Consider the following 16,210-nt stretch of genomic DNA (forward strand, 5'->3'; position numbering starts at 1 on the left):
GCACGCCATGATTCCTGGTGAATATCAGTTGAAGAGCGAAGACATTGAGCTGTGCGTGGGGCGGGAAAGTATTTCTATGAGCGTCGCCAACACCGGCGACCGCCCAATACAGGTCGGCTCCCATTATCACTTTGCAGAAACCAACCCCGCTTTACGTCTGGACCGAAAAAAAGCATACGGCTATCGCCTCGCCATCGCAGCGGGTACAGCGATTCGTTTTGAACCTGGCCAGACCCGCGAAGTGACATTGATACCCTATGTAGGTTTGCGCCGCATCTACGGTTTTCGTGGCGAAGTGATGGGCCCTTTGGATAAGAACCCGAACGAGGGAGCAAAATCATGAAGATTTCCCGGCAAGCTTATTCAGACATGTACGGCCCTACCACCGGCGACCGTATTCGCCTGGGTGATACGGAGCTGTGGATCGAAATCGAAAAGGATCACACCCATTACGGCGAAGAGGTGATGTTCGGTGGCGGAAAGGTTATTCGCGATGGCATGGGCCAAAGCCAGCGCTGTGATGATGCCGTAATGGATACAGTGATCACCAATGCGATTGTTATTGATTGGTGGGGCATAGTTAAGGCCGATGTGGGGCTTAAAAACGGTCGCATTGCCGCCATCGGCAAAGCCGGTAACCCCGACACCCAGCCCGATATTGACATAGTTATTGGTGCCGGCACTGAAATCATCGCCGGAGAAGGCCAGATACTTACCGCGGGCGCTGTCGACACTCACGTTCACTATATTTGCCCGCAGCAGGTTGATGAGGCCTTGATGAGCGGTCTTACCACCATGATTGGCGGCGGTACCGGGCCGGCAACGGGTTCCGTTGCGACCACCCACACTCCTGGCCCATGGCACTTGGGTAAAATGATGCAGGCGGTGGATGACCTGCCTATCAATATAGGTTTTCTCGGTAAAGGCAGCGCCAGTACGCCAGAAGCGCTGGAGCAGCAGGTGAAAGCCGGAGCCATGAGCCTGAAAATCCATGAGGATTGGGGCGCTGCGCCGGCCTCGATCAGCAATGCACTGGATGTAGCGGATCGCTACGATATACAGATTGCCATCCATGCCGACAGCCTGAACGAGTCCGGTTTTGTCGAGGACACCCTGGCTGCCTTCAAAGACCGTTGTATTCACACTTACCACACAGAAGGTGCAGGCGGTGGCCACGCGCCCGACATTATCGTTGCCTGCAGCCTGCCTAACGTGCTGCCGTCGTCTACCAACCCGACCCGGCCATATACCATCAACACTGTTGATGAGCATCTCGACATGTTGATGGAGTGCCATAACCTGGACCCCAACATCCCGGAAGACGTGGCTTTTGCGGATTCCCGTATTCGTCGTGAAACCATCGCCGCTGAAGACATTCTCCACGACATCGGCGTGATCTCCATGATCTCGTCAGACTCCCAGGCCATGGGTCGCATTGGTGAAGTGGTCTGCCGCACCTGGCAAACCGCCCACAAAATGCGGGTTCAGCGAGGCTTGCTGCCGGAGGATCAGGAACGCGGTACCGATAATTTTCGAGTGAAGCGTTATATCGCCAAATACACCATCAACCCAGCCATTACTCACGGTGTTGGCCATGAGGTTGGCTCTGTGGAAGTGGGTAAGTTGGCGGACCTTGTGCTTTGGAAACCCGCCTTCTTCGGCGTTAAGCCATCGATCATCCTCAAGGGCGGCATGATTGCAGGCGCGGCCATGGGCGATCCCAACGCTGCCATCTCCACGCCACAACCCGTGCATTACCGGCGCATGTTTGGGGCTTTGGGCAGGGCGGCCGCAGCCACCCGAATGACCTTTGTAAGCCAGGCGGCAATGAACACAGGGCTGGAAGAAAAGCTGGGTCTAAAGAGCCCGCTGGTGGCTGTTAAAAACGTCCGCCAGATGCGCAAGAGCGATATGAAGTTGAATAGCGCCTGCCCAAAACTGACGGTTGATCCGCAAACTTATGAAGTTCATGCAGACGGCGAGTTACTGACCTGTGAACCCCTCACAGAAGTGCCACTGGCTCAGCGCTACCACCTGTTTTAACCGTTTGTAAGGACATCAAAATGCTTGAGTTAACACAAAGGCTGGATGGCAGTTCTGAAGGAGAGATCTACGACAGTCTGACCCTGCCATACGAATTACGCATCCGGGGTCGGTTACGGGCCAAGACCGATAAGGGGCGCGACGTGGGATTGTTCCTTGATCGTGGTCCTGTGCTGCGTCATGGAGATCTGTTGCGCTCCAGTGGTGGCGAGACAGTTCGTGTTTGTGCTGCTGATGAGTCGGTCACAACCGCCTATATTGAAAATGGATTGCCTTTGGCGCGTCTGTGCTACCACCTTGGCAACCGCCATGTAACGCTTGCCCTGGGTGTTGAGGCAGACGGGCGCCACTGGGTCAGGTTTCCGCCAGATCACGTGCTGGAAGAGCTGGCGCAGCTGTTGGGGGCAAGCCTGGAGCACCATCTGGCGCCCTTTGATCCTGAGTCCGGTGCTTATGCCCATGCGGGGCGCGAGCACTCACATGGTCACGGGCACTCCCATAGCCATTCTCACCGTCACGACCATTCCCATGGTCATAGCCATGATGAAGAGCATAACCATGCACACTGACAGCCAGCCCACCGTGCCGAGCGACTTGGCGTTGCTTGGGTTGATGCAACTGGTCAGCCCGGCTTTACCGATAGGAGCTTTCGCCTGGTCGCAAGGCCTGGAAAGCGCCTTTGAATTGGGTTGGGTTCGAAACGAAGAGGAGTTGGGCGAGTGGTTGGAAGGCGTTCTTGAGGATGGCTTGAGCCGGTGCGAGTTGCCGGTGTTATGCAGGTTACACAACTGTTGGGCCAAGGGTGATAGCCGCGGCCTTGCATACTGGAACGATTGGTTGCATGCCAGCCGGGAAACCGCCGAATTGAGTGACGAAGGAACGCGGTTAGGGCTGGCATTGCTTCGCCTGCTGACCAGCTTGAAGCTTGAGCCGCAGGCTGACCAGCTGCCGGAAGAGCCGGATTACGTGACGGTGTTTGCCTGGACGGCTTTCCAGCGACAAGTACCAGTGCGCCATAGCATGCTCGGGTTTGTGTGGGGGTGGCTTGAAAATCAGCTCGCCGTTGCCTGTAAGGCAATGCCTTTGGGGCACACTGCAGCGCAACGCCTGAACGAACAGCTACGCCCGAAACTGGTGGCGGCGGTTGAAAGCGCACTGTCGCTACCAGACCAACAAATGGGCCCCATGCTGCCAGGGCTGGCGCTTGGCAGTGCCCAGCATGAAACCCAATATTCAAGGCTATTCCGAAGCTGATTGCTTTGAGTACACAGAGGGACAAACAACGATGAAACATTGTTTACGAGTAGGCGTTGGTGGGCCGGTAGGTTCCGGAAAAACGGCCCTGTTGCAGCAGCTGTGCAGTGCTTTGAAAGATCACTACGACATAGCGGTAGTCACCAACGACATCTACACCCGTGAAGATGCCGACTTCCTGCTGAAACACGAGGCGCTGCCTGCAGACCGTATTTTGGGGGTAGAAACCGGGGGGTGCCCGCACACGGCTATCCGTGAAGATGCGTCCATGAACCTGGCGGCCATTGATGACCTACAGGCGCGCCATCCAAATCTGGAGCTTGTATTGGTGGAATCTGGTGGCGACAACCTCGCAGCTACGTTCAGCCCGGAGCTGTCGGATTTGACCCTGTACGTTATCGATGTTGCGGCTGGCGACAAAATTCCACGCAAAGGCGGCCCCGGCATCACGAAGTCAGACCTGCTGATCATCAACAAGATCGACATCGCTGAATACGTACATGCTTCGCTGGATGTGATGGAGCGGGATTCCAGAAAAATGCGAGGTGATCGTCCCTTCGTATTCACCAATCTGTACGACGGTGTTGGCCTTGAAGAGATAATCAGCTTCATTCTGAAACAGGGCATGCTGCCCGAACGTCGACCTGAAAAACTCACCGATACCGCCTGAGTGCACACAAGCCTGACAATAAACGCAGAGAATAGACGGAGAGTACTATGACCAGAATAACCAAGTTGCTGATGACCGTTGGTTTGATGTTGACTGCTACCCTCGCTGTGGCGCACACGGGTCAGGCTAACCACACCCATAGCGGTTTTCTCAGCGGATTGTTGCACCCGATGTTGGGCATAGACCATTTGTTGGCCATGGCCGCCATTGGTTTCTGGAGCGTTCGACAGAACCGGGTCATGAAAAACGCAATACCGTTATTTGTAGTGGGAGGCATGGTGTTGGGCGCAGCTATCGCCTGGGGTGGTGTTAGCCTGGTGGGTGTGGAAACCGGCATTGCCATGTCGGTGCTCCTGGCCGGAGTGCTGATTGCCACCATGGCAAAACTGCCAACGGTTGTCGGGGGCGCTTTGGTTGCTCTGTTCATGATCACCCACGGTTATGCGCACGGCACTGAAATGGCTGCAGGCTCCAGTTTGGTGGCATACATGGCCGGCTTCGTTGTGGCTACTCTGGCGATTACCTTTGTGGGGCGTGGTTTGGGAACCTTGATGTTGAAGGCCGATAACCGTGTTACCCGTGCATTGGGTGGAGTGGTTGCTGTTGTAGGCGGTGTTTTGGCTGCAGGCTGATGTCTTTGGATAGTTAAAGCATTCCAGCCACACTAAGAAGCCCGCCGGGGATATCCTCGGCGGGCTTTTTTTGTCTGCGGTTTAGCTGGGCGCTTTAAGGGTTCTTGATGTATGCGCCTTTGCGCAGGTAGAACCACCAGTTAACGACCAGGCACAAAGCGTAGAACACTGCGAACCCGTACATAGCCACTTCCGGAGTGCCCGCCTGAATCTGCTGACCTAGCAGCTTGGGCGCAATAAAGGCACCGTAGGCGGCTATGGCGCTGGTCCAGCCAAGTACCGGGCCCTTCTGCTGCTGGTTAAAGATATAACCAATGCTGCGGAAGGTAGAGCCGTTGCCGATGCCGCTGGCCGCGAACATCACAATAAACAGGATCAGGAACAGGGCAAAGTAGCTGTTGGGGTCGGTGGAGTTGTAGGCCAGCATCATCACATAGCCAGTCGCTACAGAGGCCACCACCATTACCACCGAGATGATCTGGGTAACGATAGAGCCACCGAACTTGTCGGAAATCCAGCCACCTACAGGGCGAATCAGAGCGCCTACAAAGGGTCCCATCCAGGCCCAGGTCAGTGCGCTCGGTGCATTCGGGTTAACAACGCGGGTTACAGTGCCGTCGGCAGCCACTTCCATCATGTTGCCGAAGATAACGCCTATAGACAGTGGCAGCGCAGCAGAGAAGCCAATGAACGAGCCAAAGGTCAGAATGTACAGCACGGTCATGGACCAGGTGTGCTTGTTGCTGAAAATGGCAAACTGGTTCTTGATGTTGGGCTTGATGTCGCCGGGGATCAGACGCAGAAGAACCACAGTCAGAATGATGGTTAGCGGCAGGGCCAGCCACATGTTCATCACTGTGAGGGCCCAGACACCGATTACCGAGGTGAGAATGCCCACACCGTAGAGACCAAGTATTTTGCTGAAGGCAGACACAGGGTTGCCCGGGTTAGGGGTAACGACCTTGAGGTTGTTCATGCCAAACCAGCCGGCAAAGGCCAGGGGAATGAGGAATACCAGCCAGATAAAGCCGGCGTTCTGGATCCAGGTGTCGGTGCCGGCTTCAATACGGCCGATGAGGGTTCCGCTTGGACTTTGCAGTTGCATAGGGTCGCCGGCCAGGACTCCGAATATGCCGACTGTCATCACCAAAGGGATCAGAACCTGCATGGTGGTAACGCCAAAGTTACCGAGGCCCGCATTCATGCCAAGACCATAGCCTTGCTTGCTTTTGGGGTAGAAGGAGCTGATGTTGCTCATAGAGCAGGCAAAGTTGCCGCCACCGATGCCCGAGAGCAGGGCAAGAGCCTGGAACACGATGAATGGAGTATCGGGATTCATCAGTGCAATACCGGTGCCCGCAGCGGGTATCATGAGCAGCGCAGTGGTCAGAAAGATGGTGTTGCGGCCACCGGCAATCTTGATCATGAACGATGCCGGGATCCGCAGAGTAGCACCGGACAAGCCGGCAATCGCCGAAAGAGTGAAAAGCTGTTCAATGGTGAAGTCAAAGCCCAGGTTTTTCATCTGGGTTGTGATCATTCCCCACATCAGCCAGACGGCAAAGCCCATCAACAGACTGGGTATGGATATCCACAGGTTACGGGAGGCAATACGTTTGCCTTCCTTTTCCCAGAATTCATCATTTTCGACATCCCAGTGTTCGATGTCGGCGTTGGTTTTAGCCATAAAAATACTCCTCGGTTAGCCTGCCCGGTGCCGCATGGGGCGCGGTTTGCGGGCTTCTTGTTACCATTGTGCAAAGTGATGCACCTGACTAATCATGATATTAGTCAAGGAAAAAAATTTGGCAGCGAGGTCAGCCGGGACGCTTGATGCCCGATGCTGGAATTGGCGTTATTAATCTATATAAATCATGTGGATACAGCGGTGATATCACCAAGTAGGTAGCCATTTCGGGCAAAAGCGCAGGAGAGGTAGCCATTCATTTCCTGCGGTTTTTGGAATGTTTTGCAAGAAACAGGAGCCTGAGGGTGACCCATAGATAAGCCAGCGCCCAAGTGCCGGCAGATAGCCAAAGCAGTGTTGGCGCACTAAAGGGGGAGCTGCCTGCAATAAAGCGGCTAATGGCGGCGATAGCCAGAAGTGCCGCAATAGGGAAAACCTCGCTGGCGGGCGGCGGTTTTCGGTGGCTTCTTTGCCAGGCCAGCCGAAGCATTATGCTTGTAGACAAGGTTCCCAGTGCCCCAATAGTAATCAGGTGCAGGGCGGCGGCTGGCAACCAGCCCTGCATGAGAGCAATGCCTGTGCATAGAGCGCCAATGGCTAGCCACATGTAACCCAGGGCCAAAACCAGTAAATCAGCGCGTTCAAGGCAGTACCAAAGCTTCCAGCGCAAGGTGCGAATGGCGATCAGCGCGGCAGCAGCAATGAGCAAACTGCCGGTTAGCAGATTTGCGGCTGGAAATGCCATGAGAAAAATGGAACTCCCCAGTACGAGGATTAATAAACCCTCAATTCGCGGTTGAACCCGCGCCTCCAGAGGTATGCCCTTTTTCTCCAAGGTGCCTGCAACCGCTGGTGCAATGAGTCGCCCTCCCATGAAGGTCATTAACAACAGCAGCCCAACAATGGCGGATTGCATAAGCGGGATTGGGCCAGGTAACCAGGCCGCGATCGGGGAATACAGGGAGGAAGAAAACCAGAATGCGAGCGCCAGCAGGCAGATCAGCAGAATCAGCGGCCCGACCATTTTGTTTCGCCATTTTTTCGCAGCGCTGAAGCGAGGCACCACGTGCCAGGCAAGCAATAGAGCGAATGCAGGGCCCAAAATCTCAGCCAGAAGGCTGTGAGGCTGGAAAATCCAGCTCAGCCTTGCAGCCAACCACAGACCAAACAGCGGATAAAGCAGAGTGGCAGACTGTGGACCCAGTGTGTAACCCGCAACCAGCGTCAGAGCAAAGCCGAAAATTAATTCATGGCCATGCCCGGAACCAAGCAATCCAGCGGGCCAGCCAGTACCTGACCAAACTGCCCACACAGTCAGCGGAACGGCAAGTGCAGCCAGTAAGCTTGCCGCCGGGAAAAACAACCAGAAGGCCTGAGACTTGTGTTTTCGTATGTTAGTTGAGTTGTTCAAGGTCATCCCGGCTAATTGACGGTTCAGGGAAAGGCGCCTAAAAAGAATAAGTAAAAGCCATCATAATATTGCAAAAGCTGTCCCGTGAGGCAACTCCGCCCACTCGAGAGCAAGGAGGTTCACCATGAATGTTTCAAACCTGTTAAAACTCCCGTTTTCCAGCAATGGGGGGTGGGCTGAACTTCAGGATAGGCAGATCTCCATACCAGTTCTTGCCTGGTTTGTTGTTGTGCCCATGTCGCTCATACCGCCTGTAATGTTGTATTACGCTGGCACTCACTACGGCAACGACTTCATTGCCGGCTTCGGAGACAAGGAATGGCGCTTTATTACCACCATTCTCTTTCTGGCGGAGCTACTGACATTTTTTGTGATGGGCTGGCTGATACACAGTGTGGTTGAAGGTCATAAGCTGGAAATCAGTTACAACGACGCCTATTTGCTTGCGGCGATTGCGCCCTTGCCACTATGGCTATCGTCACTGGCGCTACTTGTGCCTGTGGTTATGGTTAGTGTGCTGGCAGTGCTGGTTGCAATGGCACTGTCCTGCACCCTTGTGTATCAGGGCATGAGATCCTTGTGCCACCGCAGTCCTGGCGATGTTATCAGTATGTCCGTTGCCTACACCGTAATGGCAGCGTCCCTGCTGGCATGGGGAGTATTGATGGCGCTGGTTTGGGCATATTGATTCAGTCGCGGTAAATCATTTGGCCTGTGGGGCTGTAAAAAGCCCCGCGTGGTCAACAAACTTTCCTCGTGCTCCATTTATCATTTCGTGCTTCATGGTGTCGGGAATCGACATCTTCTCGACGTTTTGCGGATTAACGGCAACCCCGATCAGTTCGCCCTTGGCAAGGAACTGCCCGGTCTTCGCATTTCGAAACTCCGTGGTTAGCTCAAACGACGTGTTGCCCACATGGGTGACGTTGACTGATATTTCCAAGGTGTCGCGATAGCGAGCCGGAGCCTGCCATTCAATGGTCAGCTTGACCACCTGATAGTCAAAACTGCTCTCCAGATCTGGCAACTCAGCGCCCACAATGTACAGGAACTCAGTGGCTGCCAGTTCAATGTAATCCCCGTAGCGGGCATTGAAAACCACAAGCTGAGCGTCGCATTCGCTATACCGAACCTGCATGAAATACCTGAACGGCTTGTCTTCAGAAGGCTTTTGCTCAGGTGTCTCCAGTGCTTTTGTCATTGTTGCTTTCCTTGTTCCTGCAAAAATGTGCTTACCAGGTATCGATCATCGGCCTGCGCCGGCCCTGCCTTGGCCCCGCTTTCTTCGCAGACTTGAGCCCCCGAATAATCCAGCTTCGGGTTTCGAGGGGGTCAATTACCGCGTCAATTTCCAGCGATACCGCCATGCTCAGGGCTTTACCCTGCTCATAGTGCTTGGCGACCAGCTTATCAAATAGAGCTTTTTGCGCGGCCTCGTCGCCAGCCTTCGCAAGTTCATTCTTGTACCCCAGGCGTACTGCACCTTCCAGCCCCATGCCTCCAAACTCCCCAGTGGGCCAAGCCACGGTGAAGAAAGGGTTGTGGAAGGAGCCTGCGGCCATGCCCATAGCGCCAAGCCCATAGCCTTTGCGCAGCACAACGGTGAACACGGGAATCTGCAGGCTGGCTGCCGTCACAAACAGGCGGCTGGTATGACGAACCAGTCCGGATTTCTCGGCCTCTGGCCCGACCATGAAGCCCGGGGTGTCGCACAGGCTTACCAGCGGCACATCGAAGGCATCGCACAGCTGCATGAATCGGGCAGCCTTGTCTGAGCCATTGGCATCAATGGCGCCGCCAAGGTGTCTCGGGTCGTTGGCCATGATTCCTACGGGGCGGCCTTCAATGCGGGCAAAGGCGGTGACCATGCCCGAGGCGAAATCTGGCCTTAGCTCAAGGTAGCTGTCGGTATCGGCCAAGGTGCGAATCAATGCACGAATGTCGTAGGAGCGCAGGCGGTTTTCCGGAATGCTTGAGCGCAGCAGGCGTTGGTCGTCGCATCGCCAATCGGGGGTGGCCCCCTGGAAATAGGACATGAGCTTGCGGGCTACCTGAGCGGCCTCTTGCTCGTTCTCTACCAGACAATCCACTACACCGTTGGCTACCTGCACAGACATGGGGCCAACATCTTCTGGCGCAAATACACCCAGGCCACCACCTTCGATCATTGCGGGGCCTGCCATGCCCAGGCTTGCGTTGCGGGTGGCAATCAGCAGGTCACTGGAGCCGGCGAACACCGCGTTCCCGGCAAAGCAGCGGCCAGACACTATGGCAATGCGTGGCGCCAAAGCGCTTAACCTGGCGTATTGCAGAAAGCTGGGAGTGTGCAGGCCAGCGATCAGGGTTGCATCATCGGTATCACCGGGGCGGCCACCTCCACCTTCAGTGAAGAATATTACCGGTAGATGTTGCTCTTCCGCGACATGCAGAATCCGGTCAGTCTTCCGGTGGTTCATGGTGCCCTGGGTGCCGGCAAGTACAGTGTAATCATAAGCCAGCACCGCACAGCGAGCCTGATCTTTGCTGAAACTGTCACCGTTCACCGCGCCCACGCCCGTTACCAAACCGTCGGCCGGTGTCGATTGCATCAACTCTTCGGCTGACCGACGCTTGCGCTGGGCGGCGAAGGTGAGGGCACCGTATTCCATGAAACTGCCCGGGTCGCAGATATTGGCGACGTTTTCCCGTGCCGACAGCATGCCCCGCTTGTGGCGCTTGGCCATTACCTCCGGGCGGGCTTCATCCTGAGTCAACCGGTGACGCTCAAAGGACTCTGCCAGATCCGGGCGTATGTGGTTCAGGTCGACCGCTTTCTTGGTCGTTTCTGTGTTTTGGGTTCCCTCGCCAGGTTCGATATAGGCAATTGCCTGACCTTCGCTCACGTAGTCGCCATGTTCAAGTGGAAGGCTATGAACACTGCCTGAAACAGACGCTTGTATCTCATGCTCCATTTTCATGGCTTCAATAATGGCGAGGGTTTGGCCTTTGTGTACGTTTTCCCCTACCGCCACCAGAGATTTGATTAACTGCCCTTGCATGGGAGCTGAGGCAGCCTCTGTACCTTCCGGCGCCTCTGTTCCGGGCGTGGTGCTCTCGGTTTTTTGTGCAGGTCCTGTGGTGGAAAACAGGCGAGGATGCTCCTGCTCGCACTTGGCAACCAGCGCCGCCATCTGGTCGTCCACATAACGGGTATACACGCGGTTATCCGCAACATCGGATTGGGACAGCAAAGCCTGCAAGAAACTGATGTTTGTTCTGACGCCTTCAACCCTGAACTGGCACAGTGCCCGGTAGGCTTTTCTTACCGAATGGGCGTAATCCTGTGAGCGGCTGTGCACGATAACCTTGGCTAACAGGGAGTCGAAATTAGGGTTGGTGGTGTACCCGTTGTAGCCGTAGGTGTCGACCCGAACACCCGGGCCGCCGGGTGGTTCGAATACGCTCAGCGTGCCGCCGCTTGGGAGGGTAACTCCACTGGCGTCCAGGGACTCCATGTTGATACGACACTGAATGGCAAATCCGTTTGGTGCAGGGATATCGGCTTGTTGTAGCTGAAGACTCTGGAGGCTGGCTCCGCCAAGCACAGCAATCTGCGCCTGAACCAGATCAATTCCGGTGATTTCTTCGGTAATGGTGTGTTCTACCTGAAGCCTGGGGTTGGCCTCCATGAAGTAGAAGTCAGAGCCGTTTGCGTCCACCAGAAATTCAAAGGTACCAAGGCCTGCGTAGTTTACTTCCTGTGCCAGGCGTAAAGCCGCTTCCAGAAGTCGATTTCGGGTGGCTTCGGAAAGCGTGGGGCTGGGAGCAATTTCAATCAGCTTCTGGTTGCGCCGCTGCAGGCTGCACTCACGCTCCCATAGGTGTACGGCGTTTCCAAGGCCATCGCTCAACACCTGCACTTCGATATGGCGGGCCCGCTCAATGAGTTGTTCAACGTATAGATCGTCGTCGCCGAAAGCGGCTTTGGCTTCACGGGCACAGGCGTGGAAATTGGCTTCAATATCATCGCCGGGCTGAACAATGCGCATGCCCCGGCCACCGCCGCCGGATATGGCTTTGATCACAGCTGAGGTATTGCCGCTTTGGTTGGCAATGAACGCTTTGACCTCCTCGAGGGAGGTGCGGCCTTGGGTGCCGGGTGTAATGGGCACGCCACAACTCTGGGCAAGGTGCCGTGCTGCTGCCTTATCCCCAAGCTGTTCAAGCGTGCTGGCATCCGGGCCGATAAACGTAATGCCTTGTTGCACGCAGCGGCGGGCCAGTTCCGGATTCTCGCTCAAAAAGCCATACCCAGGGTGCAGGGCATCGGCTCCTGCCTCAATCGCGGCTGCTATGATCGCCTCAATATCCAGATAGGCTCTAGCACCTTTACCGGGCAGCTTGATAGCCTGATTCGCATGCTGGATATGCAGGGATTCGCTGTCGTCTTCAGAGTAGACAGCAACACACTCCAGCCCCATGTCCCCGGCTGCTCTGGCGATTCGAATGGCGACTTCGCCACGGTTGGCGATCAGTAGCTTGTTGAATTTCACTCACGCACCTTTTTGTTCTGATTGCTTTGTTCTGTGATTACCCGTTGACCCGCGGTTGTCTGGGCTTTGAGATAATCGACATAAATGAATGTGGATTCAATGCATCAGAAGAGTAGCACGCTTATTAATCGCTGCCATCATGTAGCGTAAGGAAGTACACCAAAATAAATGGCACTGAAATGACAGGCACTGCCGCCGATTACGAACAGGTGCCAAACCGCATGCATATAGGGAATGCGATCGGCCAGGTAAAAGGCAACACCAGCGGTGTAAACAATGCCGCCAGCAATAGTGAGGGTTAGTGCGGTTTCGTTCAGGCTTGCCACCAGATCTGAGGAGGCAAACGTGATGAGCCAACCCATGGCGATGTAGATGCCCACCCGCACCAGCTTGAAGCGATTGGCAAAGATGACTTTCAAGACCACGCCGGTAATGGCCAGCGACCATATTATTGCAAACAGTGTCCAGCCGACGGTTCCGCGCATGTTTACCAGAAGAAATGGGGTATAGGTGCCCGCAATCAGCAGGAAAATGGCGCAGTGGTCGAGGGTTTTGAAGGCTTTTTTCAGCTCAGGCCGGCGTGCGCCATGGTATAGGGCGGAGGCCATATACAATAGAATCAAGGATGCGCCGAATATGCTGAAGCTGACAATTTTCCAGGTGTCGTGTAACTGCGTGGCGCCAATGATCAGTGCGATGGTGCCTATGACGCTGAGCAATGCGCCAATACTGTGAGTGGCGCTGTTCAGCCATTCCTCTATCCGTTTATGGGCAGGTTGGCAGCGGAGTTGTGGCGTATTCATTGGGGCAAAGTCCGTGTTGTATCGTCGCAACACGGTACTTCAGCGTACACCTGTACGCAATGACTGACGGTAGCGGTTTTGTGAGCTGGCCGTCAGTATTTTATGGCACCGGTTTTAAGCCGGGAGAAGGTTGCAGGTACAACGCCCAGCCATGAGGCAAGCTGGTTGTCTGGCACGCGCTTTACCAGCTCCGGGTACTCTTCGAGTAGTAATTGATAGCGCTCTTTGGCCGACATGGTGTGCTTGCGGAACTCCCGCATGCTGGCAAGCTCTGCCAGTTCTTCTGTGAGTGCCATTGCGAACTTTGGCCAGATTCCGTCACCGTGAGAGTGAATTGCAGCTCGGAAAGCTGCAAAGTCGGCGACCCATACGGTGGCTGGTGTGACAGTGGTGAGGCAAAGGGTGTTGCGCACTGTGCGACTGCGGCCAAACACAGGCCAGACCATATCGCCTTCAGTAAAAAAGTGGTGTATCGCTACCTTGCCACTGGGCGCTTCTCTGAACAGGCGCATGATGCCGTGCTGAATCAGGTATACGTTGGCCCAAGGGGTGTCGTGCTTTTCCATTTGTGCTTCGGCGTCGACTCGGCGCTGATGAAACAATCGCGTGAGGTCACTCAAAAACCTGGCCTCAGGGGTGTCCTGCTTTTCGGTTACACGTATCCCGAACACTCGGCTCAGACCGTTGAGCAAGGCCGTTGACTGCGGCGCTGTCCCGTACTGAACGATGTCTGGATTACTTTCTCCAAGCATGCAGGGGGAGGAGGACAGTTTTGGATTTGTGTTGCGGATCATTGCGTAGTCGCCATTGGAATATGTGTCAATTATCCTAACAGAGAGAGGCTACAGGAAATGACTTAAATCATTAAGGCTTTTTCATTCACTCGATAAGCAAGCCTCTCGGGGTGACACCCTGTTACCGCAAATCCACGACTTTACTGGCAGCCGACCTGTCTGTCGTCAGTATCTACTATAATAGGCATGATCGATTGCACTGCACCAGTTGATTGTCGAACCTCCGAAAGGCGTTGGAAATATGAAAAAGCTTCCCCTCAAGATCAAGCTGTATGCTCTGGTCATCGGCTTGCTGCTGCTAATGGGTATCAGCATGGTGATGACTGCGCAGTTGTCACTCCGTCAAATGGAGAACCGCCTGGCCCTGGAAACCGGCACACTGGTGCAGGGGATAGTAATGGACCGCCTGTTAGCAACGGCAGGTGAGTATGGCGAGCAGGTGAGTGGCAAGTTCAATTCAGCGTTCAAAGTGCCGGGGGTGGTGAGAAACATAATCGAGGAAAATATAGCGGCGGATAACTCCGACCGGATCAGCCGCAGTGCACTGTCTGATGCCGTGCGTTCGGTGCTGATTGCAGAGGAGGACCTGAGCACAATCTACGCCCAGTTTGAGCCTGACGGGTACGATGGCCAGGATCGCTATTTCACCGGGGGGGTTGAGGAGCACAGTACAGATATAGGCACATTGGAAATCTACTATTTTCGTGACCGTATGGGGGATATCAAGCTTGAGCAGGTTGATGATCCCAACGAGAAGTATGACGACACATTGAACGAGTTTGGCTTGCGTGAAGCAGAGTGGTATTTCTGCCCGATGGAAACGAAGTCCAGCTGCATTATGGAGCCATACAACTACCAGATTGAAGACGGCTACACCAAGCTCGTCACCACGCTGGTGGTGCCCGTGATGGCAGGCGGCAACTTTGCCGGTGTTGTGGGTGTAGATATCAATCTTGATACATTGCAGGAAACTGTGAAAACAGTAAGTGAGCAGCTTTACGGTGGGCAGTCGCGAGTCACTCTGCTGAGCGAGAGGGGCCTGATAGTGGCAGCGAGCCATTATGGCAATGCTCTGGCCAGGCCTCTGGCGGAGGTAATGCCCGGGTTGGCGGGGGAAATGGCCGAGTTGCACCGCACGGATGGTCGTTATGATGATGGCGAAACCTTGGCCGTTTCTTACCCGGTTCGGGTCGCCGATACTGGCAAAGAGTGGTCTTTGCTGATCGAGCTGCCAAGAGCTGCAGCATTGGCAGAACTCACAGAGATCACCGCACTGCTCTCAGCTGAGGTTTCAGCAACAGCCCAACGACAGTTGCTGGTGGGCATTGTCGTATCAGTATTATCGGTATTGATGCTGATCGTGATGGTGCGCTCGGTAACCCGGCCGTTGGATGAAATTCGTGACCGGATGAATAACCTCAGCAGTGCCGAAGGTGACCTCACCCATGAGCTTGATATTGATACCCATGCTGAATTGATTGAGCTTGCCAGCGGCTTTAATGCCTTCACTTCGCGCCTGCGGGAGATGATCAATGATCTGAAGGCCGTGAATGCTCGTGTGCATCAGCAGGCATCAGATGTTGGTACTGTTGCACGGGAGACAGAGGAAAATACCGAACGGCAACACCGTGAGGTGGATAGCGTGGTTGCTGCAATGAATGAAATGTCAGCAGCGGCCAGTGAGGTTGCGGGCTTTGCCAGTGAGTCTGCCGAAAACGCCCGCCAGGCTCGGGATGGAATTGGCTTTACTCAGGCTACGCTTGGTTCTGCCGTTGAGGGGGTTAGTGCCCTGGCCAGCGATATGGGCGAGGCCAGTGAGGCGATTGGCCATGTTGCCAATCGCAGTGATGAGATTAACCGTATTCTTGAAGTGATTCGGGGCATTGCTGAACAGACTAACCTCTTGGCACTTAATGCCGCCATTGAGGCTGCCCGGGCTGGCGAGCAAGGCCGGGGATTTGCTGTGGTAGCAGATGAAGTCCGCACCCTGGCATCACGTACCCGGGAGTCAACCGATGAAATCAGCCAGATGATTGAGGGTCTGCAGCAGGAGGTACGCCAGACAGTCTCGGTCATCGATGCTGGTGTTGACCGCGCCAGCATGGCCGTCGATGGGACCCGTGAGGCAGGCCACTCGCTGGCAGCCGTAGTCGATCGTATTGGAACCATCGTGGAGCATGTTACCCAGGTGGCGACTGCAGCCGAAGAGCAAAGTTCGGTCAGCGAGGAAATTAACCGCAATCTGACGGCCATTGGTGATGCAGCCAGCGATCTGCGCGAGCTCGCCCATCAGGCGCGGAGCAGCGGCGAGTCCCTTGATGAAGAAGTTAAAATACTCGATAGCGAACTGAGCCGGCTGAAAACCTGAGCCGGCTCAGCTGATG

The 16,210-nt window shown here is 55.0% G+C and carries 14 protein-coding genes; 8 read left to right on the plus strand and 6 right to left on the minus strand.

What is annotated here, in order from left to right; genetic code table 11:
- The first annotated feature begins 7 nt into the window (after window positions 1-7).
- The 6 genes from RKA07_RS14630 to RKA07_RS14655 are packed head-to-tail and all read left to right on the plus strand — an operon-like array spanning window position 8 to window position 4,599.
- The gene (locus RKA07_RS14630) at window positions 8-343 is read left to right on the plus strand and encodes an urease subunit beta (RefSeq protein ID WP_200202876.1); all 336 of its coding nucleotides are present in this window, start codon (window positions 8-10) and stop codon (window positions 341-343) included.
- The gene (gene ureC / locus RKA07_RS14635) at window positions 340-2,043 is read left to right on the plus strand and encodes an urease subunit alpha (RefSeq protein WP_310966653.1); all 1,704 of its coding nucleotides are present in this window, start codon (window positions 340-342) and stop codon (window positions 2,041-2,043) included. The genes RKA07_RS14630 and ureC overlap by 4 nt, the downstream gene beginning before the upstream one ends.
- Before the next feature lie 20 nt (window positions 2,044-2,063).
- Window positions 2,064-2,612, plus strand: coding sequence for an urease accessory protein UreE (ureE, locus tag RKA07_RS14640; RefSeq protein WP_310966654.1), 549 nt, complete (start codon window positions 2,064-2,066; stop codon window positions 2,610-2,612).
- Entirely contained in the window at window positions 2,602-3,297 is a 696-nt protein-coding gene (locus RKA07_RS14645; RefSeq protein ID WP_310966655.1) for an urease accessory protein UreF, read from the plus strand. Before ureE ends, RKA07_RS14645 begins: the two co-directional genes overlap by 11 nt.
- Window positions 3,298-3,328: 31 nt before the next feature.
- The gene (ureG, locus tag RKA07_RS14650; RefSeq protein WP_310966656.1) at window positions 3,329-3,967 is read left to right on the plus strand and encodes an urease accessory protein UreG; all 639 of its coding nucleotides are present in this window, start codon (window positions 3,329-3,331) and stop codon (window positions 3,965-3,967) included.
- Between the two features lie 47 nt (window positions 3,968-4,014).
- Entirely contained in the window at window positions 4,015-4,599 is a 585-nt protein-coding gene (locus RKA07_RS14655) for a HupE/UreJ family protein (protein WP_310966657.1), read from the plus strand.
- Window positions 4,600-4,693: 94 nt separating this feature from the next.
- On the opposite strand, the gene RKA07_RS14660 is transcribed toward RKA07_RS14655, so the two are convergent.
- Window positions 4,694-6,286, minus strand: coding sequence for an MFS transporter (locus RKA07_RS14660; protein WP_200202872.1), 1,593 nt, complete (start codon window positions 6,284-6,286; stop codon window positions 4,694-4,696).
- A 256-nt stretch (window positions 6,287-6,542) separates the two neighbouring features.
- Window positions 6,543-7,703 (minus strand): NnrS family protein, encoded by a 1,161-nt coding sequence (locus tag RKA07_RS14665; protein ID WP_310966658.1) that lies wholly within the window; start codon window positions 7,701-7,703, stop codon window positions 6,543-6,545.
- 118 nt (window positions 7,704-7,821) lie between these two features.
- Here RKA07_RS14665 and RKA07_RS14670 point away from each other — a divergent pair, with 118 nt between their 5' ends.
- A complete protein-coding gene (locus RKA07_RS14670; RefSeq protein ID WP_200202870.1) occupies window positions 7,822-8,385 on the plus strand; it encodes a Yip1 family protein in 564 nt (187 codons plus the stop codon).
- Window positions 8,386-8,400: 15 nt separating this feature from the next.
- Here the strand turns inward: RKA07_RS14670 and RKA07_RS14675 are convergent, their stop codons facing one another.
- From RKA07_RS14675 to RKA07_RS14690, 4 genes are all read right to left on the minus strand, one after another.
- A complete protein-coding gene (locus RKA07_RS14675) occupies window positions 8,401-8,898 on the minus strand; it encodes an acyl-CoA thioesterase (RefSeq protein ID WP_310966659.1) in 498 nt (165 codons plus the stop codon).
- A gap of 31 nt (window positions 8,899-8,929) precedes the next feature.
- Entirely contained in the window at window positions 8,930-12,229 is a 3,300-nt protein-coding gene (locus RKA07_RS14680) for a carboxyl transferase domain-containing protein (RefSeq protein WP_310966660.1), read from the minus strand.
- 137 nt (window positions 12,230-12,366) lie between these two features.
- Window positions 12,367-13,032 (minus strand): PAQR family membrane homeostasis protein TrhA, encoded by a 666-nt coding sequence (trhA, locus tag RKA07_RS14685; protein ID WP_310966661.1) that lies wholly within the window; start codon window positions 13,030-13,032, stop codon window positions 12,367-12,369.
- A gap of 92 nt (window positions 13,033-13,124) precedes the next feature.
- Window positions 13,125-13,826 (minus strand): Crp/Fnr family transcriptional regulator, encoded by a 702-nt coding sequence (locus tag RKA07_RS14690; RefSeq protein WP_200202866.1) that lies wholly within the window; start codon window positions 13,824-13,826, stop codon window positions 13,125-13,127.
- A 241-nt stretch (window positions 13,827-14,067) separates the two neighbouring features.
- Here RKA07_RS14690 and RKA07_RS14695 point away from each other — a divergent pair, with 241 nt between their 5' ends.
- Window positions 14,068-16,194, plus strand: coding sequence for a methyl-accepting chemotaxis protein (locus RKA07_RS14695; protein ID WP_200368853.1), 2,127 nt, complete (start codon window positions 14,068-14,070; stop codon window positions 16,192-16,194).
- The last annotated feature ends 16 nt before the right edge of the window (window positions 16,195-16,210 follow it).

The sequence above is a fragment of the Marinobacter xiaoshiensis genome (assembly GCF_031631795.1).
In the GTDB taxonomy this organism is placed as follows: Bacteria; Pseudomonadota; Gammaproteobacteria; order Pseudomonadales; family Oleiphilaceae; genus Marinobacter; species Marinobacter xiaoshiensis.

What these genes read in the sequence shown, in the direction of transcription:
- RKA07_RS14630 (WP_200202876.1), top strand. Translation starts at nt 8, where the DNA reads ATGATTCCTGGTGAATATCAGTTGAAGAGCGAAGACATTGAGCTGTGC.
- ureC (WP_310966653.1), top strand. Translation starts at nt 340, where the DNA reads ATGAAGATTTCCCGGCAAGCTTATTCAGACATGTACGGCCCTACCACC.
- ureE (WP_310966654.1), top strand. Translation starts at nt 2,064, where the DNA reads ATGCTTGAGTTAACACAAAGGCTGGATGGCAGTTCTGAAGGAGAGATC.
- RKA07_RS14645 (WP_310966655.1), top strand. Translation starts at nt 2,602, where the DNA reads ATGCACACTGACAGCCAGCCCACCGTGCCGAGCGACTTGGCGTTGCTT.
- ureG (WP_310966656.1), top strand. Translation starts at nt 3,329, where the DNA reads ATGAAACATTGTTTACGAGTAGGCGTTGGTGGGCCGGTAGGTTCCGGA.
- RKA07_RS14655 (WP_310966657.1), top strand. Translation starts at nt 4,015, where the DNA reads ATGACCAGAATAACCAAGTTGCTGATGACCGTTGGTTTGATGTTGACT.
- RKA07_RS14660 (WP_200202872.1), bottom strand. Translation starts at nt 6,286, where the DNA reads ATGGCTAAAACCAACGCCGACATCGAACACTGGGATGTCGAAAATGAT.
- RKA07_RS14665 (WP_310966658.1), bottom strand. Translation starts at nt 7,703, where the DNA reads ATGACCTTGAACAACTCAACTAACATACGAAAACACAAGTCTCAGGCC.
- RKA07_RS14670 (WP_200202870.1), top strand. Translation starts at nt 7,822, where the DNA reads ATGAATGTTTCAAACCTGTTAAAACTCCCGTTTTCCAGCAATGGGGGG.
- RKA07_RS14675 (WP_310966659.1), bottom strand. Translation starts at nt 8,898, where the DNA reads ATGACAAAAGCACTGGAGACACCTGAGCAAAAGCCTTCTGAAGACAAG.
- trhA (WP_310966661.1), bottom strand. Translation starts at nt 13,032, where the DNA reads ATGAATACGCCACAACTCCGCTGCCAACCTGCCCATAAACGGATAGAG.
- RKA07_RS14690 (WP_200202866.1), bottom strand. Translation starts at nt 13,826, where the DNA reads ATGATCCGCAACACAAATCCAAAACTGTCCTCCTCCCCCTGCATGCTT.
- RKA07_RS14695 (WP_200368853.1), top strand. Translation starts at nt 14,068, where the DNA reads ATGAAAAAGCTTCCCCTCAAGATCAAGCTGTATGCTCTGGTCATCGGC.